This is a genomic window from Labrys sp. 22185, assembly GCF_052045555.1.
GTDB classification, from domain to species: domain Bacteria; phylum Pseudomonadota; class Alphaproteobacteria; order Rhizobiales; family Labraceae; genus Labrys; species Labrys neptuniae.
In genome coordinates, this window is record NZ_JBQEPH010000051.1 from 1 (window position 1) to 20,000 (window position 20,000).

At 58.3% G+C, this 20,000-nt stretch carries 16 protein-coding genes, 2 tRNA genes, 2 rRNA genes and 1 pseudogene (1 of these 21 running past the window's edge); 10 read left to right on the plus strand and 11 right to left on the minus strand.

Annotated features, from left to right (window positions below):
- From ACTJKX_RS35615 to ACTJKX_RS35625, 3 genes and pseudogenes are all read right to left on the minus strand, one after another.
- Positions 1–137, minus strand: a pseudogene (locus tag ACTJKX_RS35615) (DUF932 domain-containing protein); the annotation flags it as partial.
- A gap of 207 nt (positions 138–344) precedes the next feature.
- The gene (locus ACTJKX_RS35620; protein ID WP_149249077.1) at positions 345–1,451 is read right to left on the minus strand and encodes a nucleotidyltransferase family protein; all 1,107 of its coding nucleotides are present in this window, start codon (positions 1,449–1,451) and stop codon (positions 345–347) included.
- Between the two features lie 95 nt (positions 1,452–1,546).
- A complete protein-coding gene (locus ACTJKX_RS35625; RefSeq protein ID WP_440728213.1) occupies positions 1,547–2,482 on the minus strand; it encodes a LysR family transcriptional regulator in 936 nt (311 codons plus the stop codon).
- Positions 2,483–2,862: 380 nt separating this feature from the next.
- Between ACTJKX_RS35625 and ACTJKX_RS35630 the strand changes: the two genes are divergently transcribed.
- The 6 genes from ACTJKX_RS35630 to ACTJKX_RS35655 all read left to right on the plus strand — a co-directional run bounded on the left by ACTJKX_RS35630 (position 2,863) and on the right by ACTJKX_RS35655 (position 8,382).
- Complete coding sequence (locus ACTJKX_RS35630) at positions 2,863–3,663, plus strand: amino acid ABC transporter ATP-binding protein (protein ID WP_440728214.1); 801 nt, start codon at positions 2,863–2,865, stop codon at positions 3,661–3,663.
- A 13-nt stretch (positions 3,664–3,676) separates the two neighbouring features.
- The gene (locus ACTJKX_RS35635; protein WP_440728215.1) at positions 3,677–4,336 is read left to right on the plus strand and encodes an ABC transporter permease; all 660 of its coding nucleotides are present in this window, start codon (positions 3,677–3,679) and stop codon (positions 4,334–4,336) included.
- Between the two features lie 11 nt (positions 4,337–4,347).
- On the plus strand, positions 4,348–5,082 hold the full coding sequence (locus ACTJKX_RS35640; protein WP_440728216.1) for an ABC transporter permease: 735 nt from the start codon (positions 4,348–4,350) through the stop codon (positions 5,080–5,082).
- On the plus strand, positions 5,072–6,211 hold the full coding sequence (gene alr, locus ACTJKX_RS35645) for an alanine racemase (RefSeq protein WP_440728217.1): 1,140 nt from the start codon (positions 5,072–5,074) through the stop codon (positions 6,209–6,211). Before ACTJKX_RS35640 ends, alr begins: the two co-directional genes overlap by 11 nt.
- A gap of 27 nt (positions 6,212–6,238) precedes the next feature.
- The gene (locus ACTJKX_RS35650; protein ID WP_440728218.1) at positions 6,239–7,084 is read left to right on the plus strand and encodes a transporter substrate-binding domain-containing protein; all 846 of its coding nucleotides are present in this window, start codon (positions 6,239–6,241) and stop codon (positions 7,082–7,084) included.
- 62 nt (positions 7,085–7,146) lie between these two features.
- Positions 7,147–8,382, plus strand: a complete 1,236-nt coding sequence (locus ACTJKX_RS35655) for a CapA family protein (protein WP_440728219.1) — start codon at positions 7,147–7,149, stop codon at positions 8,380–8,382.
- 224 nt (positions 8,383–8,606) lie between these two features.
- Here ACTJKX_RS35655 and ACTJKX_RS35660 read toward each other — a convergent pair whose 3' ends face one another.
- From ACTJKX_RS35660 to ACTJKX_RS35670, 3 genes are read right to left on the minus strand one after another with little or no spacing between them, the layout of a single operon-like run.
- A complete protein-coding gene (locus ACTJKX_RS35660) occupies positions 8,607–9,692 on the minus strand; it encodes a UvrD-helicase domain-containing protein (protein WP_440728220.1) in 1,086 nt (361 codons plus the stop codon).
- Complete coding sequence (locus ACTJKX_RS35665) at positions 9,679–10,443, minus strand: ATP-dependent nuclease (RefSeq protein WP_440728221.1); 765 nt, start codon at positions 10,441–10,443, stop codon at positions 9,679–9,681. The genes ACTJKX_RS35660 and ACTJKX_RS35665 overlap by 14 nt, the downstream gene beginning before the upstream one ends.
- On the minus strand, positions 10,388–11,272 hold the full coding sequence (locus ACTJKX_RS35670) for an AAA family ATPase (RefSeq protein ID WP_440728222.1): 885 nt from the start codon (positions 11,270–11,272) through the stop codon (positions 10,388–10,390). Before ACTJKX_RS35670 ends, ACTJKX_RS35665 begins: the two co-directional genes overlap by 56 nt.
- A 162-nt stretch (positions 11,273–11,434) precedes the next feature.
- On the opposite strand from ACTJKX_RS35670, the gene ACTJKX_RS35675 reads away from it, so the two are divergent.
- Positions 11,435–12,349, plus strand: a complete 915-nt coding sequence (locus tag ACTJKX_RS35675; RefSeq protein ID WP_440728223.1) for a hypothetical protein — start codon at positions 11,435–11,437, stop codon at positions 12,347–12,349.
- A gap of 442 nt (positions 12,350–12,791) precedes the next feature.
- Here the strand turns inward: ACTJKX_RS35675 and ACTJKX_RS35680 are convergent, their stop codons facing one another.
- Complete coding sequence (locus tag ACTJKX_RS35680) at positions 12,792–13,400, minus strand: hypothetical protein (protein ID WP_440728224.1); 609 nt, start codon at positions 13,398–13,400, stop codon at positions 12,792–12,794.
- A 624-nt stretch (positions 13,401–14,024) separates the two neighbouring features.
- On the opposite strand from ACTJKX_RS35680, the gene ACTJKX_RS35685 reads away from it, so the two are divergent.
- The 3 genes from ACTJKX_RS35685 to ACTJKX_RS35695 are packed head-to-tail and all read left to right on the plus strand — an operon-like array spanning position 14,025 to position 16,430.
- Entirely contained in the window at positions 14,025–14,348 is a 324-nt protein-coding gene (locus ACTJKX_RS35685) for a type II toxin-antitoxin system HigB family toxin (protein ID WP_440728225.1), read from the plus strand.
- A complete protein-coding gene (locus ACTJKX_RS35690) occupies positions 14,338–14,718 on the plus strand; it encodes a helix-turn-helix domain-containing protein (protein ID WP_440728226.1) in 381 nt (126 codons plus the stop codon). Before ACTJKX_RS35685 ends, ACTJKX_RS35690 begins: the two co-directional genes overlap by 11 nt.
- Before the next feature lie 14 nt (positions 14,719–14,732).
- Positions 14,733–16,430, plus strand: coding sequence for a recombinase family protein (locus ACTJKX_RS35695; protein ID WP_440728227.1), 1,698 nt, complete (start codon positions 14,733–14,735; stop codon positions 16,428–16,430).
- On the opposite strand, the gene ACTJKX_RS35700 is transcribed toward ACTJKX_RS35695, so the two are convergent.
- The 4 genes from ACTJKX_RS35700 to ACTJKX_RS35715 all read right to left on the minus strand — a co-directional run.
- Positions 16,387–16,463, minus strand: a tRNA-Met gene (locus ACTJKX_RS35700). The genes ACTJKX_RS35695 and ACTJKX_RS35700 overlap by 44 nt on opposite strands.
- A 49-nt stretch (positions 16,464–16,512) precedes the next feature.
- Positions 16,513–16,627 (minus strand): 5S ribosomal RNA (rrf, locus tag ACTJKX_RS35705).
- A gap of 143 nt (positions 16,628–16,770) precedes the next feature.
- Positions 16,771–19,581: ribosomal RNA gene (locus tag ACTJKX_RS35710) — 23S ribosomal RNA — on the minus strand.
- A gap of 358 nt (positions 19,582–19,939) precedes the next feature.
- Positions 19,940–20,000: transfer RNA gene (locus tag ACTJKX_RS35715), tRNA-Ala, on the minus strand; it runs 15 nt beyond the window's last position.

Here is a 20,000-nt window from a genome sequence, read left to right on the forward strand (position 1 = left end):
GATAGCGACAGATATCGCTCGTCGCCGGGGCGCGAGAACCACTCGGAAGACACACGGCCGATCCGTTCACCGCGGCTGACATCGACCTTATATCCACCGCTTGCGTCGCGACGGCTATCAAGAACCTCAATGGTCATGGAACCAATCTCCATGACGGGCGCCGGAAACCTCTCTCCCGACCTTCAACCCGTCACGAAAATCCCATCCACTCTCTCACTCTAACGGGCGCTACGGCGCCGCCTTATGCAGGAGGACACCGGTATCGGCTAAAGGACGGACGAGTGCTTTCCGATCGATAGTTAAATCGTCAGCTTCCCTCGCACACCCGACTATCGAGGGCATTGTCATGTCTTTGCGGTCGATCCCGTCCCGTTGAAGCCATCCGGTTTTGCGCCGATCGAAGCCAGGCCGACTTGGATCGTCGACAAGGCTGACGTTCTTTGCCTTTCTGGCAGCGCGTTCAAGCCTTGCTGGATGGCTGCGCGCCAATTCGGACCCCGATTCCAAGCCTCGGTGAAGGCTTCGGCAAGATCGTCCCCGCGGCGGGTTTCGCCGAGGGCCTCGATCAGCAGGCTCGCCTGCTGGATGTCTTTTTCACGCTTTGCAGCACTGCCGGCATCCGATTGCCGCCGTGAGGCGACAATCAATTTATGCACCGCATATCGCTGCGGCGACGGCACGACGACCGGGACGCCGGATCGGTGGAGCATGACGGTCCGCACCGGCTCCTGGATCAGGAAGTCGAGAAAGCGCAAGGGTTGGGCTGACGCACCTCCCAAAGCCGGCATCGGGCTGGCGTGATCGGCGTAGTCATCAGATCCGCGGTTCGGTGTCAGGAATTCCACCTTGTAACGGGCGGCATTCTCGAATTGCGTCACACGCGCCGGATCCAGCCGGTGGGGGATCGCCCGAAAGCTGGGATCGATCGCCTTCAGAATATCGAGAACAGGGGGAAGAGTATCCTCGAGCGACGACGACACCGAATAGTGCTGGGCGAAGTCGGCATCACCTGTCTGCAACGACGCACCAGGCAAGCGGACGCCAAGCAGGCCGGCATAGGTTTGAAAAGCAACCGTGCCGACGAGCAGTCCTCGTAGACGAAATATGCCGGCATTGCCCATTGCTTCCACGATGTCACCGGTGAAGCGATCGGGTGCCGCCAGGCCAGCGTCCCGGGTCAAGGAGGAAACAAGCCTGCGGCGGGCGCGCAGATCACCTTTGATTTCCTGGAAGGCCTCGACCCTTTTGGCAATATCGGGATCGTCCGCTGGACCCACATATTTGCGGGTTTTCTTTGGCTGCGTCTGCTCGAAATACCAATAGTTCCTGCCCTTGACGGGTACGCGCACGAAGTTGCCGGCAATCGAGAAATCGGTCTCAAACGATGCATCGAGGCTGCGCTGCACCAATTCGGCGAACATGGTGCGGTAGGCAAGGTCAATGGTTTTCATGTGACCTCAAGCTATAAGGATTTTCATAAAATCTTATAACTATCACGCCCTGGCAGAGCAAGGCGCATTATAGGATATCTTCGGACATCATGCCGTCAGGTGCTGGCCTCTTTGCGATCTTCCGCATCGAACTGCGCACACTCCACCAGCACTTCGATCGTTTCTTGGAGCAACGTTCCGAGCCTGCGCCCCTTTTGCCAAAATATCACATAGTGATAGAGGGCGCTCGGCTCAAAGGGGCGGACTTCGACATGAAAGGACGCGAACTGGCTGGCGGCGAAGGTATTGCTGCTCGAGATGCCGAGACCAGCGGCAACGAAACTGACCTCCTGACCGATGACATCCACCTGTATCGCCAGGTGGGGCTCCGCCCCCATATATCTCAAGGCGTTCTCATTCATGAGATGGGATTGCATCCCAGGTTCGACATCGGCGAGCGGTTCGCCCACGAGATCTTCCGGCCTGATGACGTCCTTATGAGTGAACCGGTGACCACGAGGAAAAATGTAGACATTGGTCGCCGTCGTCGCCGGGCACCAGTCGAAAACATTGCCGTCCAATGGCAGGCGCGCAATTCCGAGGTCGGCGCGTCCCTCGAGTACGTGTGCGGCAACCTCTGGATAGGTGCCCGATTTGAGAGCGATTCCCGCTACCTGCTGATGAGAGCGCAGCTTGCGGAAAGCCCTGGGCAGAAGTCGGAGCGAGAAGATATGCGGCGCGGCAATACTGATCGTGTCGCTATCGACACCCTTCAAGGACGCAACCGTTTTGGCAACCCTTTCGATCTGGACGAAAGTGGCGTCGGTATCGCGAAAGAGAGTCATCGTGTGGGCCGTCGGAACAAGCCGCCCTTTGTCGCGCACGAACAGTTGCACGCCGAGCAGGCCCTCCAATATCCGAACTTGCTGGCTGACGGCAGGCTGGGTGATTTCAAGCGCCTTGGCAGCACTGCGCTCCGAGCCCGATCTGACGACCTCGCGCAGGATCTGAAGCTGGCGAAGCGTGACGCCCGTTTTTGAGATTTCCACCATGATGAGGTTTCCGTGCGGTTGCCTATTATCCCCTTCGGCACAAAGATCAACTTATACCTTCATACGATCACGCCAAGCCGACGGTCTTTCATGGCGCCAAAAACCGTCATTCGCACTGGGACGCGACAAGCCATATTAGCTGAACTTATCGGAAAATAATTTCTCTTATAAATTGATCTCGGTAAGCGCGCAGGCAATTGTGGGGTCGGGACGCAGCTCCGAAGGCACTCGGCGCCATCGGATCAAAGGCGCGTCCCTTCGCATCGACAATACACATCAACAGAGTGGTGCCGCTCCATGCGCGCAGCAAAAGCCTTGTCGTACCCAACAGTCCCCGCGACCAGCATCGGCGGCCCTCAGCCTCCAACGCGGGGTGGCTGATGCAGAGCTGTCCCACGTTCCACCGGGCCGTGATTCACGGCATCCGGGCTGAACGGATCGAAAAAAGGCTCGGCGGCAACGATGTCCTGCGTGGCGTCAATCTCGACGTCAGGCCAGGCGAGATCCTCTCCATCCTTGGTAGCAGCGGTTCGGGCAAAAGCACGCTTCTGCGCTGCCTCAATCTCCTGACGGTTCCCGACCGGGGCGATATCTGGGTCGACGGCGAGAAGCTGGCGATCCGAGCTGCATCGCGGCAGGGCGGCCACCCCTGCGTCACCGACCATCGGCAGGTCCGGCGCATTCGGGCCTCGATGGGCATGGTGTTTCAGAACTTCAATCTCTGGCCCCACAAGACAGCGCTTGAGAATGTCACGGAAGGTCCCGTCCTCGTCAAAGGGATCCAGTGCGATGCGGCCGCCGATCGCGGGCATCATTACCTCGCCAGGGTCGGACTTTCCGACAAGGCGGATGCCTATCCCCGCCATCTCTCCGGCGGCCAGCAGCAACGCGTCGCGATCGCTCGCGCGCTCGCCATGGAGCCGAGCATATTGCTCTTCGATGAGCCGACCTCGGCGCTCGATCCGGAGCTGGTCGGCGAGGTCCTTCGCGTCATGACGGCGTTGGCGAAGGAAGGACGCATGATGGTGATCGTCACTCACGAGCTCGCTTTCGCAAGAGAGATTTCAACACAGGTCGCCTTCATGCACCAGGGGCGGATCGAGGAAGAACGCCCCCCGTCGGAATTCTTCGCCACACCTGCTTCCAGCCGGCTTCGCAGCTTTCTTGCCTCCCATCGATAAAGGGGTTTCGCGCATGGACGGATTTGCCGTGCAATTCGCCAACGGGCTGAAGACGACCGTAATGCTGGCGCTTGTCAGCGGCGTGCTCGGCATCGCGCTCGGTTTGCTCGCCGCAGCCGGGCGCCTGTCTCGATGGAAGGCCGTGAGCCTCGCCGTCGGCTTCTACACCACCATCATCCGCGGCGTGCCCGAACTGATCATCATCCTGTTGATCTATTTCGGGGGCACGGTCGCCATCAGCGCCTTCTTCGGCCGCTATGTCGAGGTCAATGCATTCTTGGCGGGAGTAGTTTCCCTCACCGTCGTGTTTGGCGCCTATACGGCAGAAATCTTCCGAGGCGCGGTGCTCAGCATACCGGCGGGACAGATCGAGGCGGCCCGCTCGCTCGGGCTGCATCCCTGGCAGACCTGGCTGCTCGTCACCCTTCCGCAAATGCTGCGCATCGCCCTGCCGGCGCTTGCGAACCAATGGATCTCCCTGGTGAAGGAGACCTCGCTGATCTCGATCGTCGGGCTGACCGACATCATGCGGATCGCCGCCATCGGCGCAGGCTCGTTGCGAGCCCCACTGACCTTCTATCTGGCCGCATCGGCCCTCTATCTCGCGCTAACCAGCCTGGCGCTGGTGATTTTCAACCTGCTCGAACGGCGTTTCGCCGTTCCCGGGCGGTGAGGCGTTCCGCCATGGATATCGCACTCCTCCTCACCAGCACAGTCACGCTCGCCGGCGGCATTCCGCTGACGCTTCTCCTGACATTCGCATCGCTCTTCGCCGCCCTCATCCTCTCGGTGCCCCTGGCCTTCATGCGCGCATCGTCGCGGCGTTGGCTGTCCCTGCCGGTGCTGGCCTACACCTATGTCCTGCGCGGTACGCCGCTGCTCGTGCAGCTTTTCATCATCTATTACGGCCTCGGTCAGATCGGCTTCATCCGCTCAAGCGTGTTGTGGGTTCTGCTGCACGATCCTTTCTGGTGCTGCCTGCTTGCCTTCTCGCTCAATGGCGCCGCCTACACGACGGAGATCTTTCGCGGCGGAATCCAGGCCGTCGCCCCTGGCATGATCGAGGCGGCGCACGCCGTGGGCATGTCGCCCTTGCAGATCAAGCGCCGGATCACCTTTCCGATCGCCTTCCGGAGCGTGATTCCCTCCTATGCCAATGAAGTCATCAGCCTCGTCAAGGCGACGTCCCTCGCCAGCACCGTGACCCTGCTCGAAATCACCGGCCTGTCGCGCAAGCTGGTTTCGGAAACCTTCGCCCCCTACGAGATCTTCATTGCCGCCGGCTTGCTCTATCTCGGCCTGACATTCCTGTTGACCGGCGCCTTTCACATGCTGGAGGCGCGATTGAATGGCGCATCGCGGGCCAAATCCAAACCGGGCCGGATCGCTCTCGCGCAGCAGGTGGCCCATGAACAGTAGTCACCACCAAGGTCCGCTTCAGTTCCACGAGACCGCCTGGCGCGAGATCGATCTGTCGGCGATCGCCTCCAACTACCGCGCCATTCGAACGGCGATCGGCTCGACCACGAAGATCATCGCCTGCCTCAAGCAGGATGCCTATGGATGCGGAGCAGAACAGGTAGCCGCCCTCCTGTGCGCGGCCGGTGTCGATGCCTTCGGTGTGGTCTCGATCGCCGACGCCCTGGCAGTGCGAAAGGCGGCGCCGCGAAAGCCTATCCTGATGTATCCGGGCATTGGTCCGAATGCCGTCGATCTCGTCAGGGAGCTCGATCTGACGATTTCGATTTCCGGCGAGGAGGATCTGCGTGGCTGGCTATCGACCGGCATGCCGCTGAAGATTTTCGTGAAGGTGGATCTCGGTTTCTGGCGTGCAGGCGTGGCTCCCTCGGGCCTACGGCGTCTGATCGATCTGTGCGCGTCGCAGGCCAATGTCGTGGTCGAGGGACTGTATGCCCATCTCAGCGAATTCGGCCAGGCTGGCGCCTCGGCGCAAGAGCAGGTTGCGCGCCTTACCCCTCTTCTCAAGGGGCTCGAGGCGACAGGCCACCGTCCGGCAACGATCATGGTGTCGAGCAGCGAAAGCCTACTTCGTCATCCCGAGTTCGACATGGATGCGGTGGATCCCGGCGCTCTCCTTTTTGGACTGACCGGCGCCTGTGCGGGTCGCCGGGGGTTGCTCATCCGCCCTGCCCTGTCGGCGATCAAAGCACGCATCGTCGCACTCAAGGCGAGCGACGACAGCATGGGCGCACCGCCGGACCTGCCAGGCTACCATCGAGCCATGCGCCTGGCTGTGTTGGGGATCGGCTGGGGGCATGGGGTGCCACGACATCTCGGGCCCGAGGCATCGGTGCTGGTCAGGGGGCGGCGTGCTTCCATCGTGCCGCCCATCCATCTTGAACACCTCCGCATCAACGTCACCGATATTCCCGAAGCCGAGCTCGGGGATGAAGCAATCCTGCTCGGCGCCGCGGGCGCTGAGCGCATCACGCTGCAGGACCTCGCAGACGCCTGGGTCACGGACGAAACGGGCGCTGCCTGCGGCCTACGGGAGAACCTGCGGCGGATACACATCGCCGAAAAATAAAATGAAACCAAGAAGAAGGGGAACGATATGAAACGACATCTGGCTTTGCCTCTTTTAGCAACCCTGCTCGCCGGCGGCCTTGCCCGCGGCGAGGAGCGCAAGGCGATCACCATCGCCTCGGAGGGCGCTTCACCACCTTGGGACTATATCGACGCGAACGGCGCACTCGTCGGGTTCGATATCGACGTGGGCAACGAACTCTGCGCCCGGATGAAGCTGCAATGCACATTCGTCGCCCAGGACTGGGATGGCATCATCCCCAGCCTTCTGGTCAAGAAGTACGATGCGATCATCGCCGGCATGTCGATCACTGAAAAGCGCAAGAAGTCGATCGCCTTCTCCGTTCCCTATGCGGTGGGGCCAAACCAGATCGTCATGCGCCGCGATCTCGGCCTGCCGCCCGGCGATACCAAGGCCAAGCTGGATCTGACGGACGTCGACACGGAAAAGAAGGCGATCATCGGCAAGCTGAGGGAAAGCCTGACGGGCAGGACGCTCGGCGTGCTTCGATCCTCGAATTCGGAGGCCGTCGTCCGAGAACTCTTCGGTGATATTGCGCAGGTGCGCAGCTATGACAGCCAGGAAAACCTGAAGCTAGATCTTACGTCCGAGCGCATCGACGGTGGATTGGGAGACTATCTGGTCTGGAAGCAATTTCTCGAAACGCCGGAAGGAAAGGCTGTCGACTTCTTCGGCCCCCAACTTTCCGGGGGCAGTTGGGGGCCCGGTGTCGGGATCGGCCTTCGCAAGGAGGACGCCGATCTCGCGCAGGCCTTCAACAAAGCCATCGAGGCCAGCACCAAGGACGGGTCGCTCGGCAGGATCAGCCTGAAATGGTTCGGTGTCGATATTTCTCCGCAGACCGGAAAGTAACGACTCCCCTCTCGCCGGCGGGCCTGCCGCATTTTCTGACTCTGTTTCCAAGGAACTCCGTCATGTCTTCGCCGTTCACGCTCGTCCTCACCGGGCAATCCCTGATTCATCATGATGTTCGCCAGGTTGCCGATGAAGGGTTTGCGGCGATCAAGTCGTTGATCCAGCGGGCCGACATCGCCTTCACGAACTTCGAGACCACGGTATTCGGTCGTCATGGCGGATGGCCGATGAAGGGAAACTACTTTGGCTGTTCGGACCCCACGGTCCTGGACGCGTTGAAGGACATCGGCTTCAATGCCCTGGCGCTTTCGAACAACCATGCCTTCGACCTTGGCCCGCCCGGCATCCTGTCCACTCTCGAGGAGGTTGCGGCCAGGGACTTCATTCATGCCGGCATCGGCAGCGATTTATCGCAGGCGCGGCAGCCCGGCCTCAAGACCTTCGGCAAGAGGTCGGTGGCGCTCGTGGCAATGGATGCCGGGCCCGGGCCAGCGACGATGTATGCTGCCGACGCCGCGGACCGACGTCCGGCACGCCCCGGCGTGAACGGGCTCGAGGTTTCAAGAATATTCGAGGTCGACCCGCCGCGCTTTGAAACACTGAGCGACATTCAGGAGGCGTTCCAGAGCAGTTCCATGGAACGGAGCAACTATGCCCAACCCCACGATCCACCTCAGTTGCACTCCGCCGATGACATCGATTTCTATGGCACGATCTTTCGCAGGGCGAACGAAAACAAGCGCAGGATCGTGGTAGACGCGGCCAGCCTGGCGATCCATTTGTCGGCGATCCGCAAGGCGGCCGTAGAGGGTGCCTTCGTCATAGCCTACCTCCATCATCATCACTGGGAGCCGAGTTGGCGCGAGGTCCCGGAATGGGTCCAGGCATTTGCCCGCGCCTGCGTTGATGCGGGCGCCGGCGTGTTCGTCAGCCACGGCGCTCCGGCACTGCAGCCCGTCGAAATCCATCGGGGTGCGCCGATCTTCTATGGGCTCGGCAATTTTCTCTTCCACCTCAATGAAGGCGAGGTGGTCTGGAGCGCGCCGGAGGTTTGGAAAAGCGTCGTCGCGACATGCCGTTTCGACGCCAACGCCCTGCTCCAATCAATCGACCTCCATCCCATCGTAATCGGCGGTGAGAAGCTAGACGCACGAAACTATCACGAGCGCATCGTGCCCGTTCCCGCGCCCCCGGTGCTGGCGACTGAGATGATCAAGGATCTGGCGGACCGCTCACGCGCACACGGGGTGTCGATTTCTTTCAACGATAATCACTGGATTATAAATCAGCGCTGACCCTCTTCAGACGTTGGGAACATCCGCCAATCGGAAATCCGGCATCTGACCGAGAGCAGTTGCAGCCGTCCGCTTCGGGGCCGAGAGCCGACTGGCGCCTTTCTGCGCGCGGAATAATGATAGCGGATGTTTGGGCGGACGTGAGCTGCGTTCCCGTTCAGTCAAGGCGACATGGATAGTGTATGCGGTAGCCGGTGTGCCATATGATACCCGATTGGGCTGCCTTATGCTGGCGGCGTGAAATACGGCAATGCGCTCGATTTGAACTTGTCCGGGACGACGAAGCCAACACTCGCACGAGCTCGCGTGATGCTGACGTAGATCTTCGCTAGCTCCTTGCCGGCATCCGCGAGATTTTCGGTGCAAAGGTACTTTTCGAATGGGCCGTGCGGATAGATCAGTGTCCGTTGGAAGGTCATACCTTTTGCTTCGCCGAAATTCAGGGGCTCACCCAAAGCTACCTTGCGGGTGCGGTTGTAGCGGAGAGGCTGCGGCGCGAATTCGGCCATATACGCCGGCACATCGGATTGTCGCACGAAGAACAGGCCGTCGTGCGGGGTGATTTCGGCGTTCAGTGACGTCGTTTTCCGGCTATGGGGAAAAATCCGGTCCACAAAATTACAGATTGCCTGGTTGCACCGATGGGAATGGGATGCGTGCTCGATCCTGGCGAGGCCGGCCACCTCCCACTCCTCGAACTTCTTGATGATCTTCTCACCCCAATAGGGTTTGTTTTTGGGGTTATCGTTCGTCGAGAACGTGGCTTGGCGATGATCGCCGATTAGGAACAGCTGCACCTTGGAGCCTAGCAGGTGCTGGATCAGTTCCAGATCCCATCCGGACAGATCCTGCACTTCGTCGATGTAGAGCCGCCCAAAGATACCCTCGAAGCGCCGGAGCGGGAGACCACCCGTTTTCTCGATAAGCTGACAGGCGAAATCCGTCACCCTGTCACGCCACAGGTGGCCAGGGCTGGAGAAGTAAAACTTTGCCGTGGCCGACTTGGAAATGGTGCGCAGATTATCGGGGACGCGCTTGAAGTTGATGCACTGTACGCGCGGACCATAGAGATGGTTCTGGTAAGGCCTGACAAAGTGCGTCAGCACGAATGTGTACCAAGTGGAAATCGTCAGGTGCGGCGGGATGGCCCCGAACTGACTGTAAGCTTTTCCCGTCAACTCCCCGCGCCCATTGAGGGTGTACGTGACCAGAGCCGCCCGACTGGCCGCATCGGCACTGGCTTCCGTGACCAGGTTCGTGGTCTTGCCAGAGCCGGCCGAGGCGAGGATAATCCGGTTAGCGGATGGCATCTTGGACGTATCCCGGAATGCCAATCGTCGTCGGGTGCTCATAAAGCGCCAGGGCACACTCGGTCTTGTGAGCAGTACAATGGGCGAGGAGCTCCGGCTCCGTCGCAAAGGCCGTGCCCAGCATCGCGTTCATCTTGGCCAGCCCGTTGGCCTTGATCAGTTGGGGTTCGAGGGTCCGCGCCACGTTATCATCGTCGATGTGAATGTGGATATTCGGAGAGCTTGTGTAATCCGCGAACAGTGCCTTCTTACCGGAGGCATCACCGTCATTGTCACGAAGCACCGAAACATCGAGATCTAGCAGTTTGGCGATATCCAGAAATCGTTTGAAGGACGTGCCGACGGAAATAACCTCGACTGCGTCTTCCAGCGGCAGCCGGCCGCGCTTCTGCCGGTATCCGGTTTGCACGATCAACTCGTCGGACGGGCCTTCCACCAGGATCGAGCGATCGGCAAGGATCATCCGGAGGGTATCGTGGCCTGGAAGGCGCTGGAAATAGGACTTGGTATCGGGCGGCAGGTGATCAAGGGTGACGTCGGTTTTGCCGTTGAACATCAGGATGTTGTCGATCCCAAGCTTGTTCAGCACGAAGCTGCTATGGGTGCTGACGATAAGCTGCCTGCCCTTGCAGCGATCGGCCAGGTGGCCCACCAACCGACCGAGGTTGGTGTGAGACAGATGGTTTTCCGGCTCCTCAATAAGAAAGACGTGGCAGGCTTCCGCCGCCTCGATTGCGAGCTTGATTTTCACGGAATTCTGCTCGCCCTTCCCCACCAGAGGCAAAGGAATGTCGTCTAGGTGGGGCATGACGCCGGTTTCCCAGCTTGCCCGGGTTGTCGTGTCCATGGAGACGGAAAGGGTCTTCGCCGAAACCACCCTTTTTTTTTCCGGCCAGCTCCTTGTTGATGGCGTCGATGCGGGGATCCTCCTGGAACCGGTCGCGCATGGTCCGGTAGGCGAGCGCCAGCTCGCCCGCCTGTGCCTTGGTGAGGTAGTCGCGCACGATCTCCAGCACGTACTTATTAGCGGCGTAGGAATTGGTGGTGTTGCTCGGATCGATTAGAGCGGCCTTAACCGGAACGCTTTGGGCACTCAATACCGCGCCGGCAAAGGACATCCAAACAATCTCATAGTATTCGATCGGGATACCGTTCAGGGCGGCAATGTCCCCCACAAAGGCATTGTATTGGGCAAGACAGCTGTCCTCATCCAGGCGGATGGCCAGCGAGATTCCCGGCGCATCGACCTTTTGGCTGTTGATCGAACCCACGAGATCAGCAACGTCGGGCGTGTTCTTAAAATAGACCTCAATGAGCGCCTCCGGCGGAGGAACGGGCGTCCCGCCTTTGTGAGCCGTTAGAAAATCCGCCACCGCCTGCGCGTTAATGAGGTATGGGTGCAGCTCGTATTGGGCAGGGCGGCGGTTCAACTGGCATTTGAGCGCCAGGTTGATGGCTTCGAGGAGGGTGGACTTGCCGGCTTCGTTGTTGCCGACGATGATGTTGACATCATCGTTGAAAGCGACGTCCGCTTGCTTGAGCGTCCGATAGTTTTTGACGATAATACGTTGAATCGGCACTAGTCCCCCCAAGATCATTTTCCAGCAGCTTACCGCTACCTTTGGGCGTACGAAAGTGTCGCACCAAGGAGCACGAGCATAAAATCTCTCAACCGCCGTTGATTGAGAAATATTTGTGGCACCGATTTTGCCGCCGTTTTGTCGGAATTTGAGGATGTACGAATGAACAAACCGAAGCGCCATCACTGGTGGCCCATGGTTCAGTCCCAGCACTGGACCAATTCCGAAGGGGTCATGTATGCCACGCGCGCTGACGGCACTTATTTTCGACCAAGCCCGCTTAACATAGGGCTGAAATCCGAGCTCTATACGAGGTTTGGAGAAAACGACACAAAAGATACAGCGATCGAATCCTGGTTCTCAGAAGCTATCGACAGCCCCGCCACGACGATGATCAAATACGTGCTTGATCCAGCCAATCTTCGCAGGCAATGCTTCAAAACAGCCCCCCGCAAGGCAGAAATGTCTAGGGCTGTTGGCTATCGGGTGAACAATTACATCGACTTTATTCCATTGCCCGATGAAATTAAGGATGCCATCGCCTCCTATTTGGCCGCGCTGTTGGTTCGGCACCCAGACTATCTGGAAAAGCTCCGCAAGTTCCACGAGCTCGAGGGATCACCCAACGCCAAGGGTTCCGCCCTCGATAACATGCTGCATCTGTTTGGTGTTTACCGCCGTGTCGTTCGCGATTCAGTCATGATGCTGTCAAAGCGGACCGGCGACGCTGAATACCTCTACGCTGACGGCGGACTCATGGTGACGGAACCCTGGCGGACGGCACATGGAATTCCCTTCGATATCCATGCTTCGCTTACCCCTGATCTGGCGATCGAAATCCTCCCCTCGCCGCTCAACGACGACAAATCCGCAGCCCCTATCAGCGAGTCTACTAACCAAGGCATTGCACGCCAGAATCGGATCATTCTCGGGGGCGCAAAGCGGTTTGTTTTTAGCCGGAGCGCGCCCCCTGTGGCTTTCATAAGAAAATACTTCGGCGTGCCAGCCCCGAAGAATGTTGGATATCGCATCGTGAATGGGGAGTTGGAAACGCGGTTCGAACCCACAAGAATATAGATGGTATGTCTAGCAACAGCAGCTTCTCGGCAACTCTGCATGCAGACCTTCGCCCAACGAGTGACAGGTGCAGATCCCGCTGGGCGCTGTCTATGCAACGTCCGCTTTCGTGATCGATGATTTCGTTAGAGACCGACTAAATTGGGGCGCTAAGCAGTCAATAACAGGGGGGACGTCTAGAAGGTCGCAAAGGGCCAATCACGTAGAATTGCATTGGTGGACCAAACGTCCCACTCCGAAGCGAACTATCCAAAAGTTATGCCGCTAGGTAAGTACTTCTGAGAGGTTGCCTAGGGGATTGCCCCACCTCGCGAATGACTTGTTACGCGGAATGTAGCCAAATAGGAGAAAAGATCCAGTTTCTCCACTTCGGGAGCGGATCAGGCCGCCCCGTCAAAAAAACTTTGATGCCTATAAGCGGTTCCGCCCCACTGCCCATTCGTCAGCGCTTGACGCGTAAACGACGTTTCCAGCGCTCACCAGGTTTCCAGTCCCGCTCTCTCTTGCTCCGCCAAGCAGTCCCCATCGGCGCAACTAACGTCAAGACCCCCTCCCCTTCAGAGCAATGCGGGAGCAGCGCCAGACCTCTTTCTGCTGCGTTTACTGGGGCCGAAGCGGGAATTGCCTTCGCCTCCTTCGGGCGCCTCGCAGCCTTTTGGCTTTTGCCGACTTTCACAACCTTTGTGCGTTTTCGTCCGAGCACAGAATCTGCTGGTGCTTTTTTTGCGTCGATGCGCTTGGAGTCCGCCAGCGCCTCATTGACCTGAACGATATCGACCGCATGGGACATTGACTCCTCCTTCAGATCCTGCACCTTCGAAACCGTGCCGAGCACATCCTCCAGGACCCTGGCATCTTGCCGGTCAGGCGAAGGCGACGTGAGAAGAGCTTTGAACAATTGTTCCGCGGCTTGACGCGCAGGTGAGGCGCCCTCAACCGGAGCCGCGACTGTCACTTTTGGGGGCTGTGCGGCGTCGGGACGAATGGCTGCGGAACCGCTCATGCGCGAGCGTTTGACCTCGACAACGAAGGACTTGATAGGCGTTTTCATGGGGGAAATTTGCACGTCAAGAGATTAGGGAATAGCACTCAATAGGGCATTTTCCACATGATTGCCATCGACCGCCACTATCGTCCGAGAACGAAGTGTCGAGTGACATTCAATCTCACCCAATAATGACAATGGGCTACCGTTGATCAATCTTGCTGCCTCCCTCGACAGTTGCATCGTCGAAACAATGAACCCCTCCTTTTGTTACGACATAGCGTCCTAATCACCGCATATACCCTGTCGTGGGGTTTTCTTCGTGCTTGAGATCGTTCTTCCCTAATCGTCAGCGTTACAAGCAAGGAAAGCACGAACAGTGGAGCTCAAGCGAGACAGGATCAATATCGAGGTCTTCGCCCCTTCAAAGGGGTCGGCGACCAGCCGGAGTGACGCCCGGCGTGCTGATGCCGCGATGCTAGCGCTTGCCCGGTTGATCGGCCGTCAGATTGCCCGCGAGCAGTTCGAACATCTGCACGCCGGAACGTGCAAATCACAACGCCGCAGACGCGGCAGAGAATCCTCTTAGGCTGTATCCCATGACAGCCGCCCTTTGAGTGACGGCTCCCTGGCTAAGATTCTGCGCAACGCCATTGAGACCTTTTTGGTCCCATGCTATAGGATGGACCGATGAGAATCATTGCCCGCCGCACCTTGCGGGAGTTCGTCGACGGCCTTGCGGGGCAAAGGGATCAGCCAGCCGTCAAGGCCGCGCTCGATGCCTGGTTCGACGAAGTCAACAAAGCGACATGGCAAAATTCCGCCGATGTGAAGCTGCTCTACGCGACAGCCAGCATCGTTAGCGCCGAGCGGATCGTCTTCAATATCAAGGGCAATGACTATCGCCTTGTCGTGGCGGTCGATTTCGAGAAGGCGATTGTCTGGATCAAATGGGTTGGCACCCACAAGGCTTACGATAAGATCGACGTGAAGGAGGTCAAACATGGTGACTGACCTGAAGCCGATTCGCTCCGAAGCGGACTATGAAGCTGCGCTTGCCGAAGTCGAGCGGCTCTGGGGCGCCAAGACCGGGACGCCGGAGGGTGATCGCCTCGATATCCTGGCGACCTTGATCGACGTCTATGAGGCTAAGCACCATCCGATGGACCCGCCGGATCCGGTGGAGGCGATTCGCTTCCGCATGGAACAACAGGGTCTGACCCGGAAAGACCTCGAGCCAATGATCGGACCGCGCAACCGGGTGGCGGATGTCTTGAACCGCAAGCGCAGCCTTTCGATCGAGATGATCCGGCAGTTGCATGACCGTCTCGGCATTTCGGCCGATGTCCTGATCCGGCCGAGCCGGTTCGACAGGGTCGCGTGAGAGGAACTCGCTTGATGACCCGCGTCGTGCTCTACGCCCGCTACTCTTCCGACAATCAGCGCGACGCCTCGATCGAGGACCAGTTTCGCATCTGTCGGGAACAGGCAAAGCGCGAGCAGTGGCAGATCGTCGGCACCTACAAGGATGCTGGCATATCGGGCACGAGCATGATCCTGCGACCGGGCATCCAGGCGCTCCTGCAGGATGCGCAAGCCGGCGAGTTCGACATCGTGTTGGCTGAGGCGTTGGACCGCATCTCCCGTGACCAGGCCGATATCGCCACGCTGTTCAAACACCTCAAGTTTGCCGGTGTGCCAATCATTACGCTCGCGGAGGGCGAGATCAGCGAACTGCATGTCGGCCTCAAGGGCACGATGAACGCGCTCTTCCTCAAGGACCTCGCCGACAAGACCCGCCGTGGCCTCCGGGGAAGGGTTGAAGTCGGCAAATCCGGCGGCGGCCTGTGCTATGGCTACAAGGTGGTCAAGCAATTTGATGCGCGCGGCGAGCCGATACGAGGCGACCGCGAGATCGATGAGGCAGAGGCCAATGTCGTCCGCCGTGTGTTTCGCAACTTTGCCGCCGGGTTCAGCGCCCGCACGATCGCGCGATCGCTGAATGAGGAAGGTGTTCCTGGGCCCGGCGGCAAGCCGTGGAACGATACGACGATCCGCGGCCATGTAAAGCGTGGCACCGGCATCGTGAACAACGAGCTCTATATCGGCCGGCTGATCTGGAACCGCTTGCGCTATCTCAAGAATCCCACAACCGGCAAACGTGTCTCGCGCCTCAACCCGGTATCAGACTGGATCGTCACGGATGTGCCCGATCTACGTATCGTCGATGACGCCCTCTGGCAGGCCACGCGATCGCGCCAAGGCGAGATCACTGACCTCTATGCCAATGTGGCCGAAGCCGTGCAGGGGCATCACGAGCGCAACCGCCTCAACGGCGCGCGGAGACCGAAGTCCCTGCTCGCGGGCCTGATCTTCTGCGGCTGTTGCGGGGGTACCTACTCCCTTCGCGGCTTGAATCGCTTTGCCTGCTCGACCCATATCAGCAAGGGCACCTGCCACAACAGCCGGACCATCCTGAAGGAAGATTTGGAGAGACGCGTCCTCGCCGGCCTGAAGAGCAAGATGATGACACCGGAGATGGTCGCGGACGCCATGCAGGCCTATGCCGAAGAGACGAACCGTCTCAACCGCGAGCGTCGCTCGAATGGCGATGCCTGGCGCGCGGAACTGGTGAAGATCGAGAAGGAGATCCGCAGCATCATCGAAGCGATCAAGCAAGGCATGTTCCATCCCAGCATGAAGGGCGAGATGGATAGGCTGGAAGCCCGCAAGGTAGAACTGACAGCCCTGCTCGCCGACGCTCCCAAGGACACGCCCGATATTCTTCCAAGTGTGTCAGCCATCTATGCGAAGAAGGTAGGCCGCCTAGCCGAAGCATTGAACTGCCCCGAGGAGCGGCAGGAGGCAGCACAAGCTCTCCGCTCGTTGATCGAGAAGATCGTGCTGACACCCGGACCGGAACGAGGCGAGATTCACGCCACTTTGTACGGCGAGCTACGAACCATTCTCGAATGGACGGAACACCAGGCCGTCCGCAAAGCCACAAAAAACAAAACTCCCGGAGCTAGGCTCGCGGGAGTGATGGAATCAGTGGTTGCGGGGGCAGGATTTGAACCTGCGGCCTTCAGGTTATGAGCCTGACGAGCTACCGGGCTGCTCCACCCCGCGGCAGGAATTTGTTTGATTGTCATGGTTTGTTGAGATTTTTGCTTTGCAGGCCTGGCAACGACCTACTCTCCCAGGTCTTGAGACATAGTACCATCGGCGCTGAGGAGTTTAACGGCCGAGTTCGGGATGGGATCGGGTTGAGGCTCCTCGCTAGTGCCACCAGGCCGGCGAAGCAAAAATGAAGCAAGATGTCCTTGCGATCCCGAAGGGATCGTCAAGAGCGCCGCCAGCGACATGGTTTCATGTCGCGAGAGGCGCCCCTCTCAGGATATGGCTCAAGGCCATTCGTGAGTATTGATAAATGAGAGCGATCAAGCCGATCAAGCTATTAGTACCGGTAAGCTGCACGGATCGCTCCGCTTCCACACCCGGCCTATCAACGTGGTGGTCTACCACGGCTTTCGAGGGAGAACTCATCTTGAGGTGGGTTTCCCGCTTAGATGCCTTCAGCGGTTATCCCGACCGTACATAGCTACCCTGCACTGCGGCTGGCGCCACAACAGGTCCACCAGAGGTACGTCCATCCCGGTCCTCTCGTACTAAGGACAGATCCTCTCAATTCTCCTACGCCCACGCCAGATAGGGACCAAACTGTCTCACGACGTTTTGAACCCAACTCACGTACCACTTTAATCGGCGAACAGCCGAACCCTTGGGACCTTCTCCAGCCCCAGGATGTGATGAGTCGACATCGAGGTGCCAAACGATTCCGTCGATATGGACTCTTGGGAATCATCAGCCTGTTATCCCCGGCGTACCTTTTATTCGTTGAGCGATGGCCGTTCCACAACGGACCACCGGATCACTATGGCCGACTTTCGTCTCTGCTCGACTTGTCAGTCTCGCAGTCAGGCGGGCTTATGCCATTGCACTCGACGAGCGATTTCCGACCGCTCTGAGCCCACCGTCGCACGCCTCCGTTACTCTTTGGGAGGCGACCGCCCCAGTCAAACTACCCACCATACACTGTCCCGGGCCCGGATGACGGGTCGCGGTTAGACATCCATGATCGTAAGGGTGGTATTTCAAGGGTGGCTCCACCGGGGCTGGCGCCCTGGCTTCATAGCCTACCACCTATCCTACACATGCAAGCACGAATGCCAGTGTAAAGTTATAGTAAAGGTGCACGGGGTCTTTCCGTCTAAGCGCAGGTACCCCGCATCTTCACGGGGAATTCAATTTCACTGAGTCTATGCTGGAGACAGCGGGGAGATCGTTACGCCATTCGTGCAGGTCGGAACTTACCCGACAAGGAATTTCGCTACCTTAGGACCGTTATAGTTACGGCCGCCGTTTACCGGGGCTTCGATTCAAAGCTTGCACCTCTCCTCTTAACCTTCCGGCACCGGGCAGGCGTCAGACCCTATACGTCGCCTTGCGGCTTAGCAGAGCCCTGTGTTTTTGTTAAACAGTCGCCACCCCCTAGTTTGTGCCCCTCGCCCATGGTTGCCCACGAACGAGGCCTCCTTATCCCGAAGTTACGGAGGCAAATTGCCGAGTTCCTTCAGCATAGTTCTCTCAAGCGCCTTGGTATACTCTACCAGTCCACCTGTGTCGGTTTCGGGTACGGTCTGATGTGGGAGCTATTTCCTGGAACCTCGTGATGGCATGCTCAATCCAATAAGAACACACCACGGAAGAGATCCGTCACTACCCACTGGTTGAGGAATATTCACCTCATTCCCATCGACTACGCTTTTCAGCCTCGCCTTAGGGGCCGACTAACCCTGCGCAGATTAGCTTTACGCAGGAACCCTTGGACTTTCGGCGACAGTGTCTCTCACACTGTTTGTCGTTACTCATGCCAGCATTCGCACTTCCAATACCTCCAGAGCTGCTCACGCATACTCCTTCACAGGCCTATGGAACGCTCCGCTACCGCGTGCTTGCGCACACCCACAGCTTCGGCTCGTGGCTTGAGCCCCGTTACATTTTCGGCGCAAAGACCCTTGTTTAGACCAGTGAGCTGTTACGCTTTCTTTAAAGGATGGCTGCTTCTAAGCCAACCTCCTGGTTGTTATGGGATCCTCACATCCTTTACCACTTAGCCACGAATTAGGGGCCTTAGCTGGTGGTCAGGGTTTTTTCCCTCTCGACGACGGACGTTAGCACCCGCCGTCTGTCTGCCGCATAGTGTTTCCAGGTATTCGGAGTTTGGTTAGGTTTGGTAGATCGGTAAGACCCCCTAGCCCATCCAGTGCTCTACCCCCTGGAACATTCGTGCGACGCACTACCTAAATAGTTTTCGCGGAGAACCAGCTATTTCCGAGTTTGATTGGCCTTTCACCCCTAGCCACAAGTCATCCGAGGCTTTTTCAACAGACACCGGTTCGGTCCTCCAGTGGGTGTTACCCCACCTTCAACCTGCTCATGGCTAGATCACATCGGTTTCGGGTCTAATAAGACGGACTGAACGCCCTGTTCAGACTCGCTTTCGCTACGCCTACACCTACCGGCTTAAGCTTGCCCGTCTCACTAAGTCGCTGGCCCATTATACAAAAGGTACGGTGTCACCATTGCAGGCTCCACCTGTTTGTAGGCATCCGGTTTCAGGATCTGTTTCACTCCCCTCGTCGGGGATCTTTTCACCTTTCCCTCACGGTACTGGTTCGCTATCGGTCACTGAGGAGTACTTAGGCTTGGAGGGTGGTCCCCCCACGTTCAGACAGGGTTTCACGTGCCCCGCCCTACTCAAGTCTCTTCTCATCATCGTCGCATACGGGACTATCACCCACTCATGTGCAGCTTTCCATCTGCTTCTGCTAACTCAAAGAAGAGCACTGGCCTGGTCCGCGTTCGCTCGCCACTACTAACGGAGTCTCGGTTGATGTCCTTTCCTCCGGGTACTTAGATGTTTCAGTTCCCCGGGTTCGCTCTTAATCCCCTATGTATTCAGGGATAAAGTACCTCCATTTGACAATTGTTAGTCCAAGATCGCTCAAGAACTTGCGCTCTCGAGACAATCTCAAAATAACAATTGTCGGAAGTGGGTTTCCCCATTCGGATATCTTCGGATCAAAGCTTGTTCGCAGCTCCCCGAAGCTTTTCGCAGCGTACCACGTCCTTCATCGCCTCTCAGTGCCAAGGCATCCACCAAATGCCCTTAAGACGCTTGATCGCTCTCATTATCAATACTCACCGGGCACTCAAGCCCAAACCAGATCTGCCTGCGCGGCATCCTTGGCCATGAATATGATTAGAAAGACCATCTTGCTTCAGCATCCATCCGGCTCACAGGCGCTCCAAGATTTGAGCCTTGCCTGCAAAATGGGCTCCTTTGCCGCCCGTCCCGAAGGACAGACGCCAAATTCGCCCGGGGATATGTGAACCTGCCCCAGCGGGCCGGTCACAACCGGATGAATGTCTCTTAACCATGTCAAACAACGCCTTCGATCGACGCCGGCTCATGCCAGGCCATCAATCAAGGAAAACGTACCTCTCTTCGGACAAGTACTCGACACCACTTCCCTAGGAAGTGGTGGAGCCAGACGGGATCGAACCGACGACCTCCTGAATGCAAATCAGGCGCTCTCCCAG

Bases quoted from the DNA above. Each gene is read 5' to 3' on its own strand.
- ACTJKX_RS35695 (WP_440728227.1), top strand. From the start codon at position 14,733: ATGACCCGCGTCGTGCTCTACGCCCGCTACTCTTCCGACAATCAGCGC.
- ACTJKX_RS35630 (WP_440728214.1), top strand. From the start codon at position 2,863: ATGCAGAGCTGTCCCACGTTCCACCGGGCCGTGATTCACGGCATCCGG.
- ACTJKX_RS35675 (WP_440728223.1), top strand. From the start codon at position 11,435: ATGAACAAACCGAAGCGCCATCACTGGTGGCCCATGGTTCAGTCCCAG.
- ACTJKX_RS35620 (WP_149249077.1), bottom strand. From the start codon at position 1,451: ATGAAAACCATTGACCTTGCCTACCGCACCATGTTCGCCGAATTGGTG.
- ACTJKX_RS35655 (WP_440728219.1), top strand. From the start codon at position 7,147: ATGTCTTCGCCGTTCACGCTCGTCCTCACCGGGCAATCCCTGATTCAT.
- ACTJKX_RS35640 (WP_440728216.1), top strand. From the start codon at position 4,348: ATGGATATCGCACTCCTCCTCACCAGCACAGTCACGCTCGCCGGCGGC.
- ACTJKX_RS35635 (WP_440728215.1), top strand. From the start codon at position 3,677: ATGGACGGATTTGCCGTGCAATTCGCCAACGGGCTGAAGACGACCGTA.
- ACTJKX_RS35690 (WP_440728226.1), top strand. From the start codon at position 14,338: ATGGTGACTGACCTGAAGCCGATTCGCTCCGAAGCGGACTATGAAGCT.
- ACTJKX_RS35660 (WP_440728220.1), bottom strand. From the start codon at position 9,692: ATGCCATCCGCTAACCGGATTATCCTCGCCTCGGCCGGCTCTGGCAAG.
- ACTJKX_RS35650 (WP_440728218.1), top strand. From the start codon at position 6,239: ATGAAACGACATCTGGCTTTGCCTCTTTTAGCAACCCTGCTCGCCGGC.
- alr (WP_440728217.1), top strand. From the start codon at position 5,072: ATGAACAGTAGTCACCACCAAGGTCCGCTTCAGTTCCACGAGACCGCC.
- ACTJKX_RS35685 (WP_440728225.1), top strand. From the start codon at position 14,025: ATGAGAATCATTGCCCGCCGCACCTTGCGGGAGTTCGTCGACGGCCTT.
- ACTJKX_RS35625 (WP_440728213.1), bottom strand. From the start codon at position 2,482: ATGGTGGAAATCTCAAAAACGGGCGTCACGCTTCGCCAGCTTCAGATC.
- ACTJKX_RS35680 (WP_440728224.1), bottom strand. From the start codon at position 13,400: ATGAAAACGCCTATCAAGTCCTTCGTTGTCGAGGTCAAACGCTCGCGC.